At 74.5% G+C, this 14,942-nt stretch carries 15 protein-coding genes; 9 read left to right on the forward strand and 6 right to left on the reverse strand.

Going from position 1 to position 14,942, the window contains the following annotated elements; genetic code table 11:
- Positions 1–186: 186 nt before the first annotated feature.
- Positions 187–1,146, forward strand: a complete 960-nt coding sequence (locus ACIRQY_RS09635; protein WP_403923325.1) for a helix-turn-helix transcriptional regulator — start codon at positions 187–189, stop codon at positions 1,144–1,146.
- Between the two features lie 167 nt (positions 1,147–1,313).
- On the opposite strand, the gene ACIRQY_RS09640 is transcribed toward ACIRQY_RS09635, so the two are convergent.
- On the reverse strand, positions 1,314–2,249 hold the full coding sequence (locus tag ACIRQY_RS09640) for an SDR family oxidoreductase (RefSeq protein ID WP_351779585.1): 936 nt from the start codon (positions 2,247–2,249) through the stop codon (positions 1,314–1,316).
- A gap of 97 nt (positions 2,250–2,346) precedes the next feature.
- Between ACIRQY_RS09640 and ACIRQY_RS09645 the strand changes: the two genes are divergently transcribed.
- Positions 2,347–2,868 (forward strand): DUF4240 domain-containing protein, encoded by a 522-nt coding sequence (locus ACIRQY_RS09645; protein WP_351779881.1) that lies wholly within the window; start codon positions 2,347–2,349, stop codon positions 2,866–2,868.
- Between the two features lie 96 nt (positions 2,869–2,964).
- On the opposite strand, the gene ACIRQY_RS09650 is transcribed toward ACIRQY_RS09645, so the two are convergent.
- Positions 2,965–3,798, reverse strand: coding sequence for an SDR family NAD(P)-dependent oxidoreductase (locus ACIRQY_RS09650; protein WP_403923327.1), 834 nt, complete (start codon positions 3,796–3,798; stop codon positions 2,965–2,967).
- Positions 3,798–4,592, reverse strand: coding sequence for an SDR family oxidoreductase (locus ACIRQY_RS09655; RefSeq protein WP_351779591.1), 795 nt, complete (start codon positions 4,590–4,592; stop codon positions 3,798–3,800). Before ACIRQY_RS09655 ends, ACIRQY_RS09650 begins: the two co-directional genes overlap by 1 nt.
- 133 nt (positions 4,593–4,725) lie before the next feature.
- Here ACIRQY_RS09655 and ACIRQY_RS09660 point away from each other — a divergent pair, with 133 nt between their 5' ends.
- A complete protein-coding gene (locus ACIRQY_RS09660; protein ID WP_403923329.1) occupies positions 4,726–5,397 on the forward strand; it encodes a TetR family transcriptional regulator in 672 nt (223 codons plus the stop codon).
- On the opposite strand, the gene ACIRQY_RS09665 is transcribed toward ACIRQY_RS09660, so the two are convergent.
- The gene (locus ACIRQY_RS09665; protein ID WP_351779596.1) at positions 5,384–5,887 is read right to left on the reverse strand and encodes a GNAT family N-acetyltransferase; all 504 of its coding nucleotides are present in this window, start codon (positions 5,885–5,887) and stop codon (positions 5,384–5,386) included. The two genes, ACIRQY_RS09660 and ACIRQY_RS09665, sit on opposite strands and share 14 nt — an antisense overlap.
- A 244-nt stretch (positions 5,888–6,131) precedes the next feature.
- Here ACIRQY_RS09665 and ACIRQY_RS09670 point away from each other — a divergent pair, with 244 nt between their 5' ends.
- Complete coding sequence (locus ACIRQY_RS09670; protein ID WP_351779599.1) at positions 6,132–7,043, forward strand: TIGR01777 family oxidoreductase; 912 nt, start codon at positions 6,132–6,134, stop codon at positions 7,041–7,043.
- A gap of 185 nt (positions 7,044–7,228) precedes the next feature.
- The gene (locus ACIRQY_RS09675; RefSeq protein WP_403923332.1) at positions 7,229–8,602 is read left to right on the forward strand and encodes an NAD(P)/FAD-dependent oxidoreductase; all 1,374 of its coding nucleotides are present in this window, start codon (positions 7,229–7,231) and stop codon (positions 8,600–8,602) included.
- 507 nt (positions 8,603–9,109) lie between these two features.
- On the opposite strand, the gene ACIRQY_RS09680 is transcribed toward ACIRQY_RS09675, so the two are convergent.
- Positions 9,110–10,774 (reverse strand): regulator, encoded by a 1,665-nt coding sequence (locus tag ACIRQY_RS09680; protein ID WP_403923334.1) that lies wholly within the window; start codon positions 10,772–10,774, stop codon positions 9,110–9,112.
- 288 nt (positions 10,775–11,062) lie between these two features.
- Between ACIRQY_RS09680 and lipB the strand changes: the two genes are divergently transcribed.
- The 4 genes from lipB to ACIRQY_RS09700 all read left to right on the forward strand — a co-directional run bounded on the left by lipB (position 11,063) and on the right by ACIRQY_RS09700 (position 14,202).
- Positions 11,063–11,956, forward strand: a complete 894-nt coding sequence (lipB, locus tag ACIRQY_RS09685) for a lipoyl(octanoyl) transferase LipB (protein ID WP_403923336.1) — start codon at positions 11,063–11,065, stop codon at positions 11,954–11,956.
- A 102-nt stretch (positions 11,957–12,058) separates the two neighbouring features.
- On the forward strand, positions 12,059–13,015 hold the full coding sequence (gene lipA, locus ACIRQY_RS09690; protein ID WP_403923338.1) for a lipoyl synthase: 957 nt from the start codon (positions 12,059–12,061) through the stop codon (positions 13,013–13,015).
- 256 nt (positions 13,016–13,271) lie between these two features.
- Positions 13,272–13,487: a hypothetical protein gene (locus ACIRQY_RS09695; RefSeq protein WP_384855460.1), complete on the forward strand. Its 216-nt coding sequence runs from the start codon at positions 13,272–13,274 to the stop codon at positions 13,485–13,487.
- A 10-nt stretch (positions 13,488–13,497) separates the two neighbouring features.
- A complete protein-coding gene (locus tag ACIRQY_RS09700) occupies positions 13,498–14,202 on the forward strand; it encodes a DUF4191 domain-containing protein (RefSeq protein ID WP_351779616.1) in 705 nt (234 codons plus the stop codon).
- A 206-nt stretch (positions 14,203–14,408) separates the two neighbouring features.
- Here ACIRQY_RS09700 and ACIRQY_RS09705 read toward each other — a convergent pair whose 3' ends face one another.
- Positions 14,409–14,876: an RDD family protein gene (locus ACIRQY_RS09705; protein ID WP_351779619.1), complete on the reverse strand. Its 468-nt coding sequence runs from the start codon at positions 14,874–14,876 to the stop codon at positions 14,409–14,411.
- Between the last annotated feature and the right edge of the window lie 66 nt (positions 14,877–14,942).

Below are 14,942 nucleotides of genomic sequence, written 5' to 3' on the forward strand. Positions count from 1 at the left end.
TCCGAGGGGCCGTGTCCGTACCTCCGGGTACGGACACGGCCCCTCGTCGTCCGTACGGGCACGCCCCTCGTCGTCCGGTACGGACGCGGCCCCTCGTCGTGCGGGTGGACGGTTTCGGGGCGGCCCTGCCCGTGTTCCCGCCGGGCTCGGCGTCCGGGGCTCCGGCGCGGATGGCAGGGTGGGGTCATGCGTGCCGCCCGGCTGATCAAGATGGTCCTTCTGCTGCAGTCCCGTCCCTCGATGACGGCGGCCGAACTCGCCGCCGAGCTGGAGGTGTCGGAGCGGACCGTCACCCGGGACGCGCTCGCCCTCTCGGAGGCCGGGGTTCCGGTGTACGCGGACCGGGGCAGGACCGGCGGGTACCGGCTCGTCGGCGGGTACCGCACCCGGCTGACGGGGCTGGAGCGCGGTGAGGCGGAGGCGCTGTTCCTGTCCGGTCTGCCGGGCGCGCTGCGGGACATGGGGCTCGCGGACGCGGCCTCCTCTGCGCGGCTGAAGGTGAGCGCGGCCCTGCTGCCCTCGCTGCGGGACGCGCCCGCCGCGGCGGCCCGGCGGTTCCATCTGGACGCCCCGGGCTGGTACCGGGAGCCGGAGACGCCGGAGTGGCTGGCGCCGCTCGCGGAGGCCGTCTGGGCCGACCGGTCGGTGCGGGCCCGGTACCGGCGCGGGGAGGCCGAGGTGGAGCGGGCCCTCGATCCGTACGGGCTCGTCCTGAAGGCGGGCGTCTGGTACGTGTGCGCCAGGGCCGGTTCCTCGTTCCGCACGTACCGGGTGGACCGGTTCACCTCGGTGGAGGTCGGCGGGGAGCCGTTCGTACGGGAGGAGGACTTCGACCTGTCCGCCTTCTGGGCGGAGCGGTCGGCCGGGTTCGCCCGGTCGATCCTGCGGGCCGAGGTGGTGCTGCGGCTCACCGAGGAGGGCGCGCGGCGGCTGCCGCACGTGACGGACCGGGCGGCGGCCGGGGAGGCGCTGGCGGCGGGGAGCGCCGGGGACGGCCGGGTGACGGTGACGCTGCGGGTGGAGAGCGAGGAGGTGGCCTTCGCCCAGCTCTTCGGGCTCGGCCCCGAGGTGGAGGTGGTGTCGCCCGGCTCCCTGCGCGAGCGGTGCGCCGAGGCGGCCCGGAGGACGGCCGAGCTGTACGGGTAGCGGGGCGCGCCTCCGGTGCGGCGCGGGGCGGTCGGCAGGACGCGGCCGGTGGCTCGGGTAGCGCCCCGGAGCCTCCCCGCGCGGGTACGGCCCCCGCTGTCGGCGGGCACCCCCGGTGGGCGGCGCGGGTGTGCCCGCCCCGTCGGCCGCGCCGGGTGCCGTGGCCCCTACCGGTAGTCGTCCACGTCCGGTTCGCCCGTCTCGCCCGCCACGATGAAGGCCCAGGCGTCGGGCTGTGAGCCGTCCGCGTCGGTGAGGCCGTACTCCTTCGCCAGGGCGCCGCTGGAGGTGGAGCGGCCGTTCCAGCGGGCCCGGTCGGGGTCGGCGGCGAGGGCGGCGAGGGCCCGGCCCACGTAGACGGGGGACTCGGAGACCGCGAAGCCGGGGACCTTCCCGACGGCGTCCCGCCAGTTCTCCTCGGTGACGCCGAAGCCCGCGAGCATCTGCTCGGAGCGGAGCCAGCCGGGGGTGACGCAGACGGCGGTGCCGCCGTGGTCCGCCAGTTCCTCGCCGAGGCCGAAGGCCATCCGGACCGGGGCGTTCTTGGCGAGGTCGTAGAAGAGGTTCTCGCGGAAGCGGGTGCCGTTGTAGTCGGCGGTGCCGTCGGTGACCTCGACGAGGAGTCCGCCGGGGTGGCGGATCAGCAGGGGGACCGCGAGGTGGGAGGTGATGACGTGGGAGCGGACGCCGAGTTCCAGCATCCGCAGGCCGTCGGCGAGGTCGATCTCCCAGGTCCTGCTGCCGAAGGCCCCGCCGATGAGGTGCTCGCCGCCCCAGATGTCGTTGACGAGGACGTCGAGGCGGCCCCGTTCCCGGTCGATCCGTTCGACCAGCGTCCTGACCTGTGCGGGGTCGAGGTGGTCGGTGGGGACGGCGATGCCCTCGCCGCCCGCGGCCGTCACCAGTTCGGCGGTCTCCTCGATGGTCTCGGTGGTCCGGCCGACCTCGCTGGCCCTCTCCCGGGTGGTGCGCCCGGTGACGTACACGGTGGCTCCGGCTGCTCCCAGCTGGACGGCGATGGCCCGGCCCGCGCCCCGGGTGGCCCCGGCGACCAGGCAGATCCGCCCGTGCAGCGGCGTGGTTTCCGTCGTCTTCGTTTCCATGGGGTCAGAGTGGCAGGAATGCACGACACCTTCTGTCCGGATTCCTCGGGGCTTTCCGGGTGCGTCGCGTGCGGCGAGCCGTGATGCTGGTCCCGTGATGGACGAGACCGAGTTCTGGGAGATCATCGACGCCGGCCGCGAGGCCGCCGAGGGCGACCCCGAGGAGCAGGCGGACCTGCTCGTGGAGCGGCTGACCGGGCTGGATCCGGACTCGGTGCTCGACTACGCGCGTCATTTCGAGGCCCGGTTCAACCGCGCGTTCCTCTGGGACCTGTGGGGCGCGGCGGCGGTCCTGTTCGACGGGGCGGGCGACGAGGCGTTCGACTCGTTCCGCTGCTGGCTCATCGGCCAGGGCCGGGAGGTGTACGAGGGCGCGGTGCACGATCCGGACGCGCTGGCGGAGCTGCTCGGCGACTTCGACGCGGAGATCGACGGGGACGGCGAGGAGATCGGTTTCGCGGCGGACGAGGCGTACGAGCGGCTGACCGGGGCGGAGACCCCGGACCTGGGGCTGCCGACGCCGGGCGCGGAGCCCTCGGGCACCCCGTTCGACCTGGCGGACGACGAGGTGCTCGCGGCCCGGTTCCCCCGCCTGTGGGAGCGTTTCGGGACGGCGTAGGACGGTCCGGGACGGTGCGGGAGGAGGTCCCCGTACGGGACTCGGGGAGGTACGGGCCCGGGCGCCGTCCCGCGCCGGGCCCGTACCGGTCGGGGGTCAGCCCTGCGGCAGCCGGGGGTTCTCCTGGCGCAGGATCATGTCCGTGCGGGGCTGGAGCGCCGGGAAGAGCTGCTCGGGCTGGGGGATCGCCCAGTACTTCCCCTCGGCGACCCTCTCGAAGACGCGCTCGGCGTGCTCCTCGGCGGTGAGTCCGTGCTCGTCGGCGAGGGTCTGGAGGTGTTCGTTGAAGGCGGTGACCTCGGGCGGGAGGCTCTCGCCGGGGCGGGCGGCCCGGAAGATCTCGCTCTTGACGGAGCCGGGGGTGACCACGGAGACCTGGATGGGGGCGCCCTTCATCAGCATCTCGTGGTGGAGCGACTCGGTGAGCGCGAGGGTGCCGAACTTGGTGACGCTGTACGGGGCCATGAGCGGGCTGGGGAGCATCCCGCCGACGGAGGACACGTTCACCACCCAGGCCTTCTCGCCGCGTTCCAGCATCCTCGGCACGAAGGCGCGGATGCCGTTGACGTAGCCGCCGATGTTGATCCGGAGCATGGCGTCCCAGCGTTCGGCGGGGATCTCCCAGGACCAGCCCATGGACATGATCCCGGCGTTGTTGACCAGCAGGTCGACGACGCCGAAGCGCTCGTACGCGCGGTCCGCGAGGGCCGTCACGGAGGCGGGGTCGGCGACGTCGGTCACCACCGGCTCCACCTCGGCGCCGGTCGCCCGCAGTTCCTCGGCGAAAGCGGTGAGCCGGTCGGCGGCGATGTCGGCGAGGACCAGTCGCATGCCGAGCGCGGCGGCGTGCCGGGCGAGTCCGGCGCCGATCCCGGAGGAGGCGCCGGTGATGACGGCCGTACGGCCGTGGAAGACCTCGGAGGCGCTCATCAGAAGTGGGTCCCGCCGTCGACGCGGACCTCGGTGCCGGTGATGAAGCGGCCGTCGTCGGAGGCGAGCATGGCGACGACTCCGGCGACGGTCTCGGGGCCCGCGAAGCCCTGGCCGAGGGCGGGGGCCAGCTTCACGAAGAGCGACATGTCGGCGTCGGCGGGCAGGCCGGGGCCCGCGGACCGGCGGCTGGCGCCGGAGCCGTCGGTCATGCCGGAGGAGATGGAGCCGGGCTGGACGGCGGTGAAGCGGATGCCCTGCTTGGCGTACTCGGCGGCGAGGGCGTGGGTCATGGACTGGATGCCGCCCTTGCTGGCCGCGTAGGCCGCCATGTAGGGGTGGGCGAACATCGCGGAGGTGGAGGAGAAGTTCACGACGGCGGAGCCGTTGCCCGCGAGGAGCGCGGGGACCGCCTCGCGGATCATGAGGAAGGTGCCGGTGAGGTTGATTCGGAGCACCTGCTCGAAGGCGTCGAGGCTGGTCTCGTGGGTGTGCGAGGAGCGCAGCACCCCGGCGGCGTTGACCAGGACGTCCAGGCCGCCGAGGGCCTCGACGGCGGTGGCGACGCCCGCGCGTACGGAGTCCTCGTCGGCGACGTCCACGACGACGGTGGTGAGGCGGTCCGCGGTGTCGCCCGCCTTGGCGACGGTGTCCTTGAGGCCGTCCTCGCTGATGTCGGCGGCCACGACCCGGCCGCCCTCGGCGAGCACCCGCAGGACGGTGGCCTGGCCGATGCCGGAGCCGCCGCCGGTGATGAGGGCGCGGCGCCCTTCGTAACGGGTCAGCTGGTTCATGACGAAACCTCTCGATATCAAGATTCCGGGGAACGACTTTCCGGGGAATGCGGCCACCGTACGCCCAAGTGGCACGTTTTGCCAGAGATGCACGACATGCACGCTCAGCAGTCGTGGGCGTACTCTTCGTACGGTGAGCACCAAGCCCGCGGGCGCCACGCCCCCCACCAGGACGCTGACGGAACGCCGCAAGGCCGCCACCCAGCTGGACATCGCGCGCGCCGCCGCCGAACTCTTCACCGAGCGCGGACCCGACGGCACCACCGCCGAGGACATCGCGCTGCGGGCGGGCGTGGCCCTGCGCACCTTCTACCGCTACTTCCGCTCCAAGCAGGACGCCGTCGCCCCGCTCCTCGCGGGCGGCGCCGACCGCTGGCGCGCGCTGCTCGCCGCCGCCGAGCCCGGCGTGGACCTCCCCGGCGCCCTGGAGAGCGCCGCCGTCGCCTCGCTCACGGCCGAGGGCGACGAGGCGGCGGAGGGGCTCCGGTGGACCCGTGGACTGCTGCGCGCCGCCGCCGAGGACCCCGCGCTGCGGGCCGTCTGGTACCGGGTCAACCAGGAGTCGGAGGAGCGGCTGCGCGAGGTCGTCGCCGGGCTCGCGGGCCCGGACGCCGACCCGCTGGAGGTACGGCTCACGGCGGCGGCGGCCACCGGCGCCATCCGGATCGCCCTGGAGACCTGGGCCGAGGGCGACGCCCCCACCCGTGGCGAGGGCTCCCCCGCCGCGCTCGCCGTCCGCTGTCTGCGCGAACTCATGGGCGGGCTGCCGCTGCCGGCCCCGGGCGGGGAGCTCAGGAACCGGTGAGCGACCGTCCCATCAGGACGTCGTCCACGTACGCCCCGCCGACGAACAGCTCGCCCGGCAGGACCCCCTCGACCGCGAAGCCCTCGGAGGCGTAGAGCGCGCGGGCCGGGGCGTTGTGCCCGAGCACCCGGAGCGTCATCCGGACGGCGCCGTCGGCCCGCGCCCTGTCCATCGCCGCCCGCAGCAGCGCCCGCGCGACCCCCTGCCCCCGGGTGGACCCGGCGACGACGAGGCCCTGGATCTGGCGCACGTGCGCCGTCGCCGCGAGCGGGGTCGGCGGCACCGCCCGGACGTACCCGACCACGACACCCGCGCGCTCCGCGACCAGATAGTCCTGCGGCCGGTGCCGCTCGTCGAAGAACGGCCCGTACGGCGGGACGGGCTCGGGCAGCACCGCGTGCAGCGGCGACCAGGTCACCCGGTCGAGCTCGGCGAGGGCGTCGTCGTCCTCGGGGGCGGCGGCCCGTATCAGCGTCTCCGGCACGATCATGACGGCCACTGTGCCACGCGCCCCGGGGAAGGGCGGGTCGGGAGGCGCCCCGGCCGGAAGGAAATGACCGACGACGACTCGCTCGACCGGTCCCCGACAGCCGGGGGCCGGGGGCCGGGGGCCGGGGGCCGGACGAAGACGGCGGACCGCGGACCGCGGACGGCAGACGGCAGACGGCAGACGGCAGACGGCAGACCCGACCACCGACGGGACGCCCCTCCTCCCGGGGAGGCAGGATGGCCCCATGCAGCGTTCCGCCTCCCGCAAGCGCGTCGCCGTCACCGGCGCCTCCGGTCTCATCGGCTCCGCCCTGGTCCGCTCCCTGCGCGCCGACGGCCACGACGTCCTCCGCCTCGTGCGCCGCCCGGCCCGTACCGCCGACGAGGTCGAATGGGACCCGAAACGGCTGTACGTCGACGCCGCCGGACTTGTCGGCGTCGACTCCGTCGTGCACCTCGCGGGCGCGGGCGTCGGCGAACGCCGCTGGAACGAGGCGTACAAGCGGGAGATCCGGGACAGCCGGGTCCTCGGCACCACCGCGATCGCCCAGGCCCTCGCCTCCCTCGCCGAACCGCCGGAGTCCCTGGTGTGCGGCACCGCGCTCGGCTGGTACGGCGACACCGGCGACCGGCCCGTCGACGAGAGCGCCCCCGCCGGGACCGGCTTCCTGCCCTCCGTCTGCGTCGAGTGGGAGGCCGCCGCCGCCCCCGCCGAGGAGGCCGGCATCCGTGTCACCTACGCCCGCACCGGCCTGGTCGTCGCCCCCGAGGGCGGCGCCTGGGGACGCCTCTTCCCCGTCTTCCGTGCCGGGCTCGGCGGCCGGATGGGCGACGGCCGCCAGTACTGGTCGTTCATCTCCCTGCACGACGAGGTGGCCGCCCTGCGCCACCTCATGGACACCCCCGGCCTCTCCGGCCCGGTGAACCTCACCGCCCCCGACCCCGTCACCAACCGCGAGGTCACCGCCGCGATGGGCCGGGTGCTGCACCGCCCCACCCTGTTCACCGTCCCCGCGCCCGCCCTCCGACTGGTGCTCGGCGACTTCGCGCAGGACGTGCTGGGCAGTCAGCGGGTGCTGCCGGGGCGCCTCCTGGAGACCGGGTTCACGTTCGCGTTCCCCACCATCGACGAGGCGATCCGGGCCGCCGCCCACTGACCGGGGCACGCCCTCCCCCTCCTCCGGCGCCCCTGCGCTCCCCCGTGCCGCATGTACCCCGCCGCGCGCGGATGGCACCCGTGGGAGCGCTGCCTACGCTCGACGAGAACGGCGTACTCGGGCATTCCGACGGCCCGTTGGGGGCATAGGCCCCCCACTGGCCGGGCCGACCTGGGGAGGGGCACGTGCTCAACAGCGCAGACAGCGCGCACAGCGCAAGGACCGCACAGCGTACGGACGTCGACGTCGTCATCGTGGGAGCCGGAGTCGCGGGGCTCGCCGCCGCGCACCGGCTCACCCGCGCCGGGCTCACCGTCGCCGTCCTGGAGGCGGAACCCCGGATCGGGGGCCGGATGGCGACCGAGACCGTCGACGGCTTCCGGCTCGACCGGGTCGGCCCCCTGCTGACCCAGTCGTACGAGGAACTCCGGGCAGTCCCCGGGCTCGACGGCCTCGCGCTGCGCCCCTTCACCCCGGGGGTGCTCGTGCACAGCGACGGCCGGTACGCACGGTGGGGCGCCCCGCACCCGCGCCGGTCGGCGGCCGGGCCCCGGGGCCCGGGCCACCGGAGCGTGGGGGGAGCGCTCAGCGTGGCACGCGCCCTCGCGAGCGCCCCCCGGCATCCGGCGGCCTCGCTCGACCAGGCGCGCCTCGGCGCCTCGCTCGTCCGGCTCGCGGCGACCCCGACCGCCCGGATCCTCGCCCGCCCCGAGCGGACGGCGCGCGAGGCGCTGACCGCCCGGCTGCCCGCCAGGACCGTGCAGGGGGTGCTGCGTCCGCTGCTCGCCGCGCTCCTCGGCGACCCGGACCTCGGGGTGTCGAGCCGCCGGGCGGACCTGGCGCTGCGGGCCTTCGCCCGGGGCAGGCTGGCCGTCCCCGAGGGCGGTTCGGCGGCGCTGCCCGAACGGCTGGCGGCGGCGCTCCCGGCGGACACCGTACGGACCGGTGTCCGGGTCACGGAGGCGTCGGTCTCGCGGGTCAGGACGGCGGAGCACGGGGTGTTCCGGTGCCGGGCGGTGGTGATCGCCACCGGGGCGCGGACGGCCGCGAGGCTGCTGCCGGGACTGCGGACCCCGGACTTCCACGGGGTGACGGTGCTCCACCACACGGCCCCCGCGGCGCCCACGGGTGACCCGACGCTGTTCCTGGAGTCCGACCCCGGCGGGCCGGTGTCCCACACCGCCGTGATGAGCGCGGTGGACCCGAGCCGGGCGCCGGAGGGCCGGGCACTGATCACCTCGACGGTCCTCGGGACGGCCCCGGACGACACGGAGCGGCGGGTCCGCAAGCACCTGGCGACGCTCTACGGCACCTCGACCGACGAGTGGGAGCTGCTGGCGCTGCACCACACGGCGGACGCGGTCCCCGCGATGGCGCCGCCGCACGACCCCCGCCGCCCGGTCAGGCTCCTCGCGGGCCTGTACGCCTGCGGCGACCACCGGGCCACGAGCACCCCCCGGGGCGCCCTCGCCTCCGGCCACCGCGCCGCCGAAGCCCTCCTGGCGGACCTGGGCCTCCCCCCGGGAGAACCCCTGCGGGAGGAGGAGACGGCCGCCTGAGACAGCCGGGACGGCTGCCCGGGCCGTACGGGACGGGTGCTCGCGGGGCCCCTTGAGGGCCAGAGCCCCCCACCCTCGTACGGCCCGGCGGCCGGACGAGGGGGTGGGCACCCGGATCCGGGGGATGGACCGGGCCTGAGCACCCGGCCCCGGACGCGGACGACCGGCCCGGACGCCCCGGCCCGGACGACCGAGCCGGGCGGGGTGACCAGGCCGCGGTGACCGACCAGGGGCAGCCCGGTCACCCCGCCCGGGGCGGGCCCTGACGACCGGGCCAGGGCCCGGTGCGGACAGGGTCCCCGCCCCCTAGGGCGTGTTTCGAAAGTCCCGCCTGCCTGGCGACGCCTGGCACGCACGCTCGCCGCGTTGTCGGGATCACCCCGATACATCCAGTATCGGGGCGACCCTCCGCCTTACGATCGCACGCACCAGACGCCGCCAGGCCTGCCCTCCGGGCAGACGGCGCCACTTTCGAAACACGCCCTCGGCGCCCCTGTGGCGCCCGCGTCAGCCGATCGCCGCGACCCGGTCGCGGTACGTGCGGGCCGCCGCCGCGTCCCGGTAGGGCTCCAGGCGGCGCTCGAAGTCGCGGACGTACTCGACCGCGCGGGCCGAGCGCATCTCGGAGGCCTGCTGGGCGGCCTCCGCGCCGAGCGCGCACGCCTGGTCGAGTTCCCCGAGGGCCAGCCGGGAGGTGGCCAGGACCACCCGGCAGAAGAGCCGGCTGCGGGCGAAGCCGGGGGCCCGGAGCTGGAGCGAGCGCTCGGCGTGCTGGGCGGCCGGGCGGTACTGCTGGAGGTCCCGGTGGCAGTGCCCCAGCTCGTCGGCGAGGTGGGCCTCGTCGAACGTCCGGGCCCAGTGCGGCACCTCGTCGCCCGGCCGCGCCGCGTCGAGGGCCCGCTCGGCCCGCACCAGGGAGGCGCTGCACGTGCGGGCCTCGCCGAGGACCGCGTGGCCGCGCGCCTCGACGGCGTGCAGCATCGCCTGGACGACGGGCGGCGCGGCGGGCCCGACGCCCTGCTGGGCGACCCGGGCCAGCTGCACGGCCTCGCGCCCGTGGCCGAGGTAGACGGCCTGGCAGCTCATGGTGAGGAGCACGTACGAGCCGTAGGCCCGGTCCCCGGCGGCCTGCGCGAGGCGCAGCGCCTGTACGAAGTAGCGCTGGGCGAGACCGTGGGCGGCGATGTCGTACGAGGTCCACCCGGCGAGCCGGGTGAGGTCCGCGACGGCGCCGAACAGCCTGCGGCCGGTGGACTCCCCGTACGTGCCGCGCAGCATCGGCTCGGCCTCGTGCTCCAGATAGCGGACGAGGGCCTGCCGGGCGTGGCCGCCGCCGTAGGCGTGGTCGAGGGTGCGGAAGAGTTCGCCGACCGAGCGGAGGGCGGCGATGTCCCCGCCGGAGACCCGCTGACCGGGGCCCCGGTCCGTGCCGCGCTGCCGGGGCACCGAGAAACGGCCCTGCTGGGGCACCCGGGGGTCCTGCGGGGCGCGTACCTCGTGGCCCGCGCGACCGGGGTCGTACGGTGTCGCCCGGCCCTCGTGGGACTGCCGTCCGTCCTGCGGGGCGCGGCCGTCGGCGGTCCTGAGGTCGTGTCCGGCGCGCCCGTCGTGCGGGGCGCGGGGGTCCGACGGGAACCGGGGGTCGTACGGGAGGCGGGTGTCGTGTCCGGCGCGGACCGCCCCGGCGCCCGTGCGGACCGCGGCGGGCTGCGGCTCGCCGCGGGCGACCCGGTCGTCGGCGCGGCCGATGAGCCAGTCGCGGCTGGGCACGACCAGGCCCGCCGGAGTGAAGGCGATCTTGCGCAGTTCGGCGTGGCTGCCGGAGTCCTTGCGCCAGAGCCCGCTGACGATGTCGACGGCCTCCTCGGGGGTGGCGGCGAACTCCAGGCCCGCGTACACCGGGGCGCAGGCGTCGAGGCCGAGGTCCTGGGCGGAGAGGCGGCGGCCGAGGCGACGGGTGAAGACCTCCGCGATGAGCGCGGGTGTGGTGCCGCGCGGCTGCTGGCCGCGCAGCCAGCGGGTCACGGACGTCTTGTCGTACCGCAGATCGAGGCCGTGCTCCAGACCGAGCTGGTCCACCCGTCTCGCGAGCCCGGCGTGGGAGAACCCGGCTTCGGCGATGAGCGCGGCGAGCTGGCGGTTCGGGATGCGCTGCGGGGGTCGTTCCGTCATCAGCTGTGCGGTCTCCTGCCTTCCGGGTCCTGGCGGCAGACCCGTCGGACCCTCATGGAACGGCGCGAATTTAGCGGTCCTCACGGCCCGTACTGCCAGCTTCGCCCCACATTCATCCGATCGTGTGAGGATTGGGGGCATCGCTGACGCGATGCCCCCGTCCACCTGCCGGACGGGTGTTCCCGCCGCCGCCGTACAGTGGCAGGGGCGCGAACGACGCAGGGTGTCGCACCGGTCCGGGACGATCCCCGGCCCCCGGTCCGCGGCGCCCCAGGAGGAGGCATGGCCGTGAGTGAGCTGCGATTCGTCCGCCTGGGATTCGGCGGGGAAGCCGTCGAGTACCAGGAGGCCTGGGACAAGCAGCGCGAGGTGCACGCCGCACGGTTCGCCGACGAGATCGACGACACCTGTCTGCTCCTCGAACACCCCCCGGTCTACACCGCCGGGCGGCGCACCACGCAGGGCGAGCGGCCCCTCGACGGAACGCCCGTGGTGGACGTGGACCGCGGCGGCAAGATCACCTGGCACGGCCCCGGCCAGCTGGTCGGCTACCCGATCATGAAGCTGCCCCGGCCGGTGGACGTGGTCGCGCACGTGCGCCGTCTGGAGGAGGCGCTGATCCGCACCGCCGCCGAGTTCGGCCTGGAGACGAGCCGGATCGAGGGGCGCAGCGGGGTCTGGGTGCTCGGCGACCCGGTCGAGCTGCGCCCGGCGCCGGGCGGTCTGTCGCTGGACTTCGACCCGCGGCTGACCGACGAGGAGTTCGACCCCCGGCTGAACGGCCCGGAGTACGCCCCGTCCAACGCGGGCCAGCGCCGCGAGGACCGCAAGCTGGCCGCGATCGGCATCCGGGTCGCCAAGGGCGTCACGATGCACGGCTTCGCGCTCAACGTGAATCCGGACAACACCTGGTTCGACCGGATCATCCCGTGCGGCATCCGGGACGCGGGCGTGGCCTCGCTGGCGAACGAGCTGGGCCGGGACGTGCCGATCGCGGAGGTCCTGCCGGTGGTGGAGAGGCACCTGCGGGAGGTCCTGGGGGGTGCGGAGCCGAAGCCGCGCGCGATCGAGCGCCCGGCGGGGACGGTCGCTGCGGCGGCCCCGGCTCCCGCCGGGGAGCCCGCTCGGGAGCCGGCCCCGGCCTCCGCTCCGGTCCCGGTCACGGCCCAGGTCCCGGCCTGAGGAATGCGTGGCCCTGGCCAGAGGTTGGCCAGACGTAGTAAGGCATGGGAAGCAACGGCGTACCCTGGTGTGCGCCGAAGAATCGAAGCTACAGGAGCCGATGTGTCCGCAGTCGCACCCGACGGACGCAAGATGCTGCGCCTGGAGGTCCGGAACGCCCAGACCCCCATCGAGCGCAAGCCCGAGTGGATCAAGACCCGGGCGAAGATGGGGCCCGAGTACACGAAGATGCAGGGCCTCGTGAAGAGCGAGGGCCTGCACACGGTCTGCCAGGAGGCGGGCTGTCCCAACATCTTCGAGTGCTGGGAGGACCGCGAGGCCACCTTCCTCATCGGCGGTGACCAGTGCACCCGGCGCTGCGACTTCTGCCAGATCGACACGGGCAAGCCCGAGGCGCTGGACCGGGACGAGCCGCGCCGGGTGGGCGAGTCGGTCGTCACGATGGACCTGAACTACGCCACGATCACCGGCGTCGCCCGCGACGACCTGGAGGACGGCGGCGCCTGGCTGTACGCGGAGACCGTGCGCCAGATCCACCAGCAGACCACCGGGCGCGCCGACGGGCGCACCAAGGTCGAGCTGCTGGCCCCCGACTTCAACGCGGTGCCGGAGCTGCTGGAGCAGGTCTTCGACTCGCGCCCCGAGGTCTTCGCGCACAACGTCGAGACGGTGCCGCGGATCTTCAAGCGGATCCGTCCCGGCTTCCGCTACGAGCGTTCGCTCGACGTCATCACGCGCGCGCGTGACTACGGTCTGATCACCAAGTCGAACCTGATCCTCGGCATGGGCGAGACCCGCGAGGAGGTCAGCGAGGCGCTCCAGCAGCTGCACGACGCGGGCTGCGAGCTGATCACCATCACGCAGTACCTGCGCCCCTCGGTCCGGCACCACCCCGTGGAGCGCTGGGTGAAGCCGCAGGAGTTCGTGGAGCTGAAGGAGGAGGCCGACGAGATCGGCTTCTCGGGCGTGATGTCGGGCCCGCTCGTCCGCTCCTCGTACCGGGCCGGACGGCTGTACCTCCAGGCCATGGAGAAGCGGGCGTCCGCACAGGGCGTGTGAATCGGAGCACAAGTGGTTACCGGCCAGTAGAGCCCGGATAGGACGCGGCCTGTACGGCCCCGCAGCTCAGCGGGGACGTACGGGCCGCGCCCCTGTGCGCCCGTCCCCCGACCGGCCCCATCAACGTTTCATCAGTGTTTGACCGCCGGGTCACGCCCTGGTAACACCGATCTGTGAGCCTGGTTCCACCCCACCGCGACCATCCGCTCACGTCCCCCCGCCTCGCCTCACCCGTCATCGAGGAAGGACCCCCGACATGCCGGCCGCATCGACGCACGTACGCGTCACCGCGATCCCGTCCGTCACCGACGCCCTGAAGGCCGTGGAGGCGCTGTTCCTCGGCGCCGGACAGCGCACCGCCCGGCGGAACGCCTGGAACTCGGTCCTGGAGGACCGCCGCCGCGCCAAGGACCGGGTCGAGGCCCAGCACGTGATGGAGGCCGCGTCGGGCCGGGCTTCCCGGGCCACGTAAACTTCAGAGCATGGCGAGGAAGGCAAACACGGGCAGCGCTGACGCTGCGAACCAGGGGCGGCTCAAGCAGATCGCCCTCACGTACAAGATGACCCGGAAGGCCGACCCGAAGGTCGGACTTGTCGTCGCCGGCGTGGGCATCGTCGTACTCGGTGTCCTCCTCGGAATCGGCTTCCTCATCGGGCATCCGGTCTACCTGGGCATCCTGGGCTTCGTCCTGGCGCTCCTGGCGGCGGCCATCGTCTTCGGACGACGTGCCGAGCGCGCGGCCTTCGGGCAGATGGAGGGCCAGCCGGGCGCGGCGGCGGCGGTGCTGCAGAACGTCGGACGCGGCTGGACGACGACCCCCGCGGTCGCGATGAACCGCAGCCAGGACGTCGTCCACCGGGCCGTCGGCCGGGCGGGCATCGTCCTGGTGGCCGAGGGCAACCCCAACCGGGTCAAGACGCTCCTGGCGGCCGAGAAGAAGCGGATGAACCGCGTCGTGCTCGATGTACCGGTGCACGACCTGATCGTCGGCAACGACGAGGGCCAGGTGCCGCTGAAGAAGCTCCGCACCACCATGCTCAAGCTGCCCCGGGTACTCACCGGCCCGCAGGTGACGGCGGCCAACGACCGGCTGCGGGCGATGGGCGACCTGATGAGCAACATGCCCCTGCCGAAGGGGCCTATGCCGAAGGGCATGCGCATGCCCCGGGGCGGAAAGATGGGCTGACGCCCGCTCGACCGTGACACCCGAAGGGCCCCGGACCGTGGAGACGGTCCGGGGCCCTTCGGTATGCGCACGACCCCGCGTGCGTACGAGCCGACATGCGTACGGGTCCGCGTACGGCACACATACGGGTCCGCGTACGGCACCCGTACGACACGAGTGGCCGTGCGTACGGGTCCGTGCGCACGGACGAGCGGAGGGGCGGCGGGTCAGATGCGGACCTGGACGGCGCCGGAGAGCCGGTCGTGGAGGCCCCGCCCGTCGCGGTCCCAGATGAGCGCCGGGATCGCCAGGCAGACGAGCAGCGAGCGCAGCGCGACGCGCGGGAGGCCGAGGCGACCGCCGCGCGCCGAGACGACCCGCAGGCCGAAGAGGCGCTTGCCGGGCGTCGAGCCCACGGTGCCGACCGTCAGGACGCTCAGGACGAGCAGGATGACGAGGGCCCAGTTGCCGGTGGCCTGGTTGTAGCCGTTGGTGATCAGGCCGTATGCGATCAGCGTGCAGAGGGCCCAGTCGACGGCGAGGGCGCCGAGACGCCGCCCGGGACGGGCGATCGAACCGGGGCCCTCCTCGGGCAGCCCCAGCTGCTCACCGCGGTAGCCGAAGTCGACGCCTGCGTCCTCGGCCGCCGCGCGGGGGCCGGAGAGCCAAGATCCGAGTGCTTGCCTGTTGTCCACCCGACCACGGTACTGTGCCCGTTTTCGATCACTTGGGCCCGGGTGGGCGAAGCCCGGACCGAGCGG

Origin of the sequence: Streptomyces sp. NPDC101490 (genome assembly GCF_044767145.1) — a bacterium.
Classification (GTDB): domain Bacteria; phylum Actinomycetota; class Actinomycetes; order Streptomycetales; family Streptomycetaceae; genus Streptomyces.

Coding starts and splice junctions, on each gene's coding strand:
- ACIRQY_RS09645 (WP_351779881.1), top strand. CDS start 2,347: ATGGACGAGACCGAGTTCTGGGAGATCATCGACGCCGGCCGCGAGGCC.
- ACIRQY_RS09655 (WP_351779591.1), bottom strand. CDS start 4,592: ATGAACCAGCTGACCCGTTACGAAGGGCGCCGCGCCCTCATCACCGGC.
- ACIRQY_RS09665 (WP_351779596.1), bottom strand. CDS start 5,887: ATGATCGTGCCGGAGACGCTGATACGGGCCGCCGCCCCCGAGGACGAC.
- ACIRQY_RS09700 (WP_351779616.1), top strand. CDS start 13,498: ATGGCGAGGAAGGCAAACACGGGCAGCGCTGACGCTGCGAACCAGGGG.
- ACIRQY_RS09680 (WP_403923334.1), bottom strand. CDS start 10,774: ATGACGGAACGACCCCCGCAGCGCATCCCGAACCGCCAGCTCGCCGCG.
- ACIRQY_RS09670 (WP_351779599.1), top strand. CDS start 6,132: ATGCAGCGTTCCGCCTCCCGCAAGCGCGTCGCCGTCACCGGCGCCTCC.
- ACIRQY_RS09650 (WP_403923327.1), bottom strand. CDS start 3,798: ATGAGCGCCTCCGAGGTCTTCCACGGCCGTACGGCCGTCATCACCGGC.
- ACIRQY_RS09695 (WP_384855460.1), top strand. CDS start 13,272: ATGCCGGCCGCATCGACGCACGTACGCGTCACCGCGATCCCGTCCGTC.
- ACIRQY_RS09640 (WP_351779585.1), bottom strand. CDS start 2,249: ATGGAAACGAAGACGACGGAAACCACGCCGCTGCACGGGCGGATCTGC.
- ACIRQY_RS09635 (WP_403923325.1), top strand. CDS start 187: ATGCGTGCCGCCCGGCTGATCAAGATGGTCCTTCTGCTGCAGTCCCGT.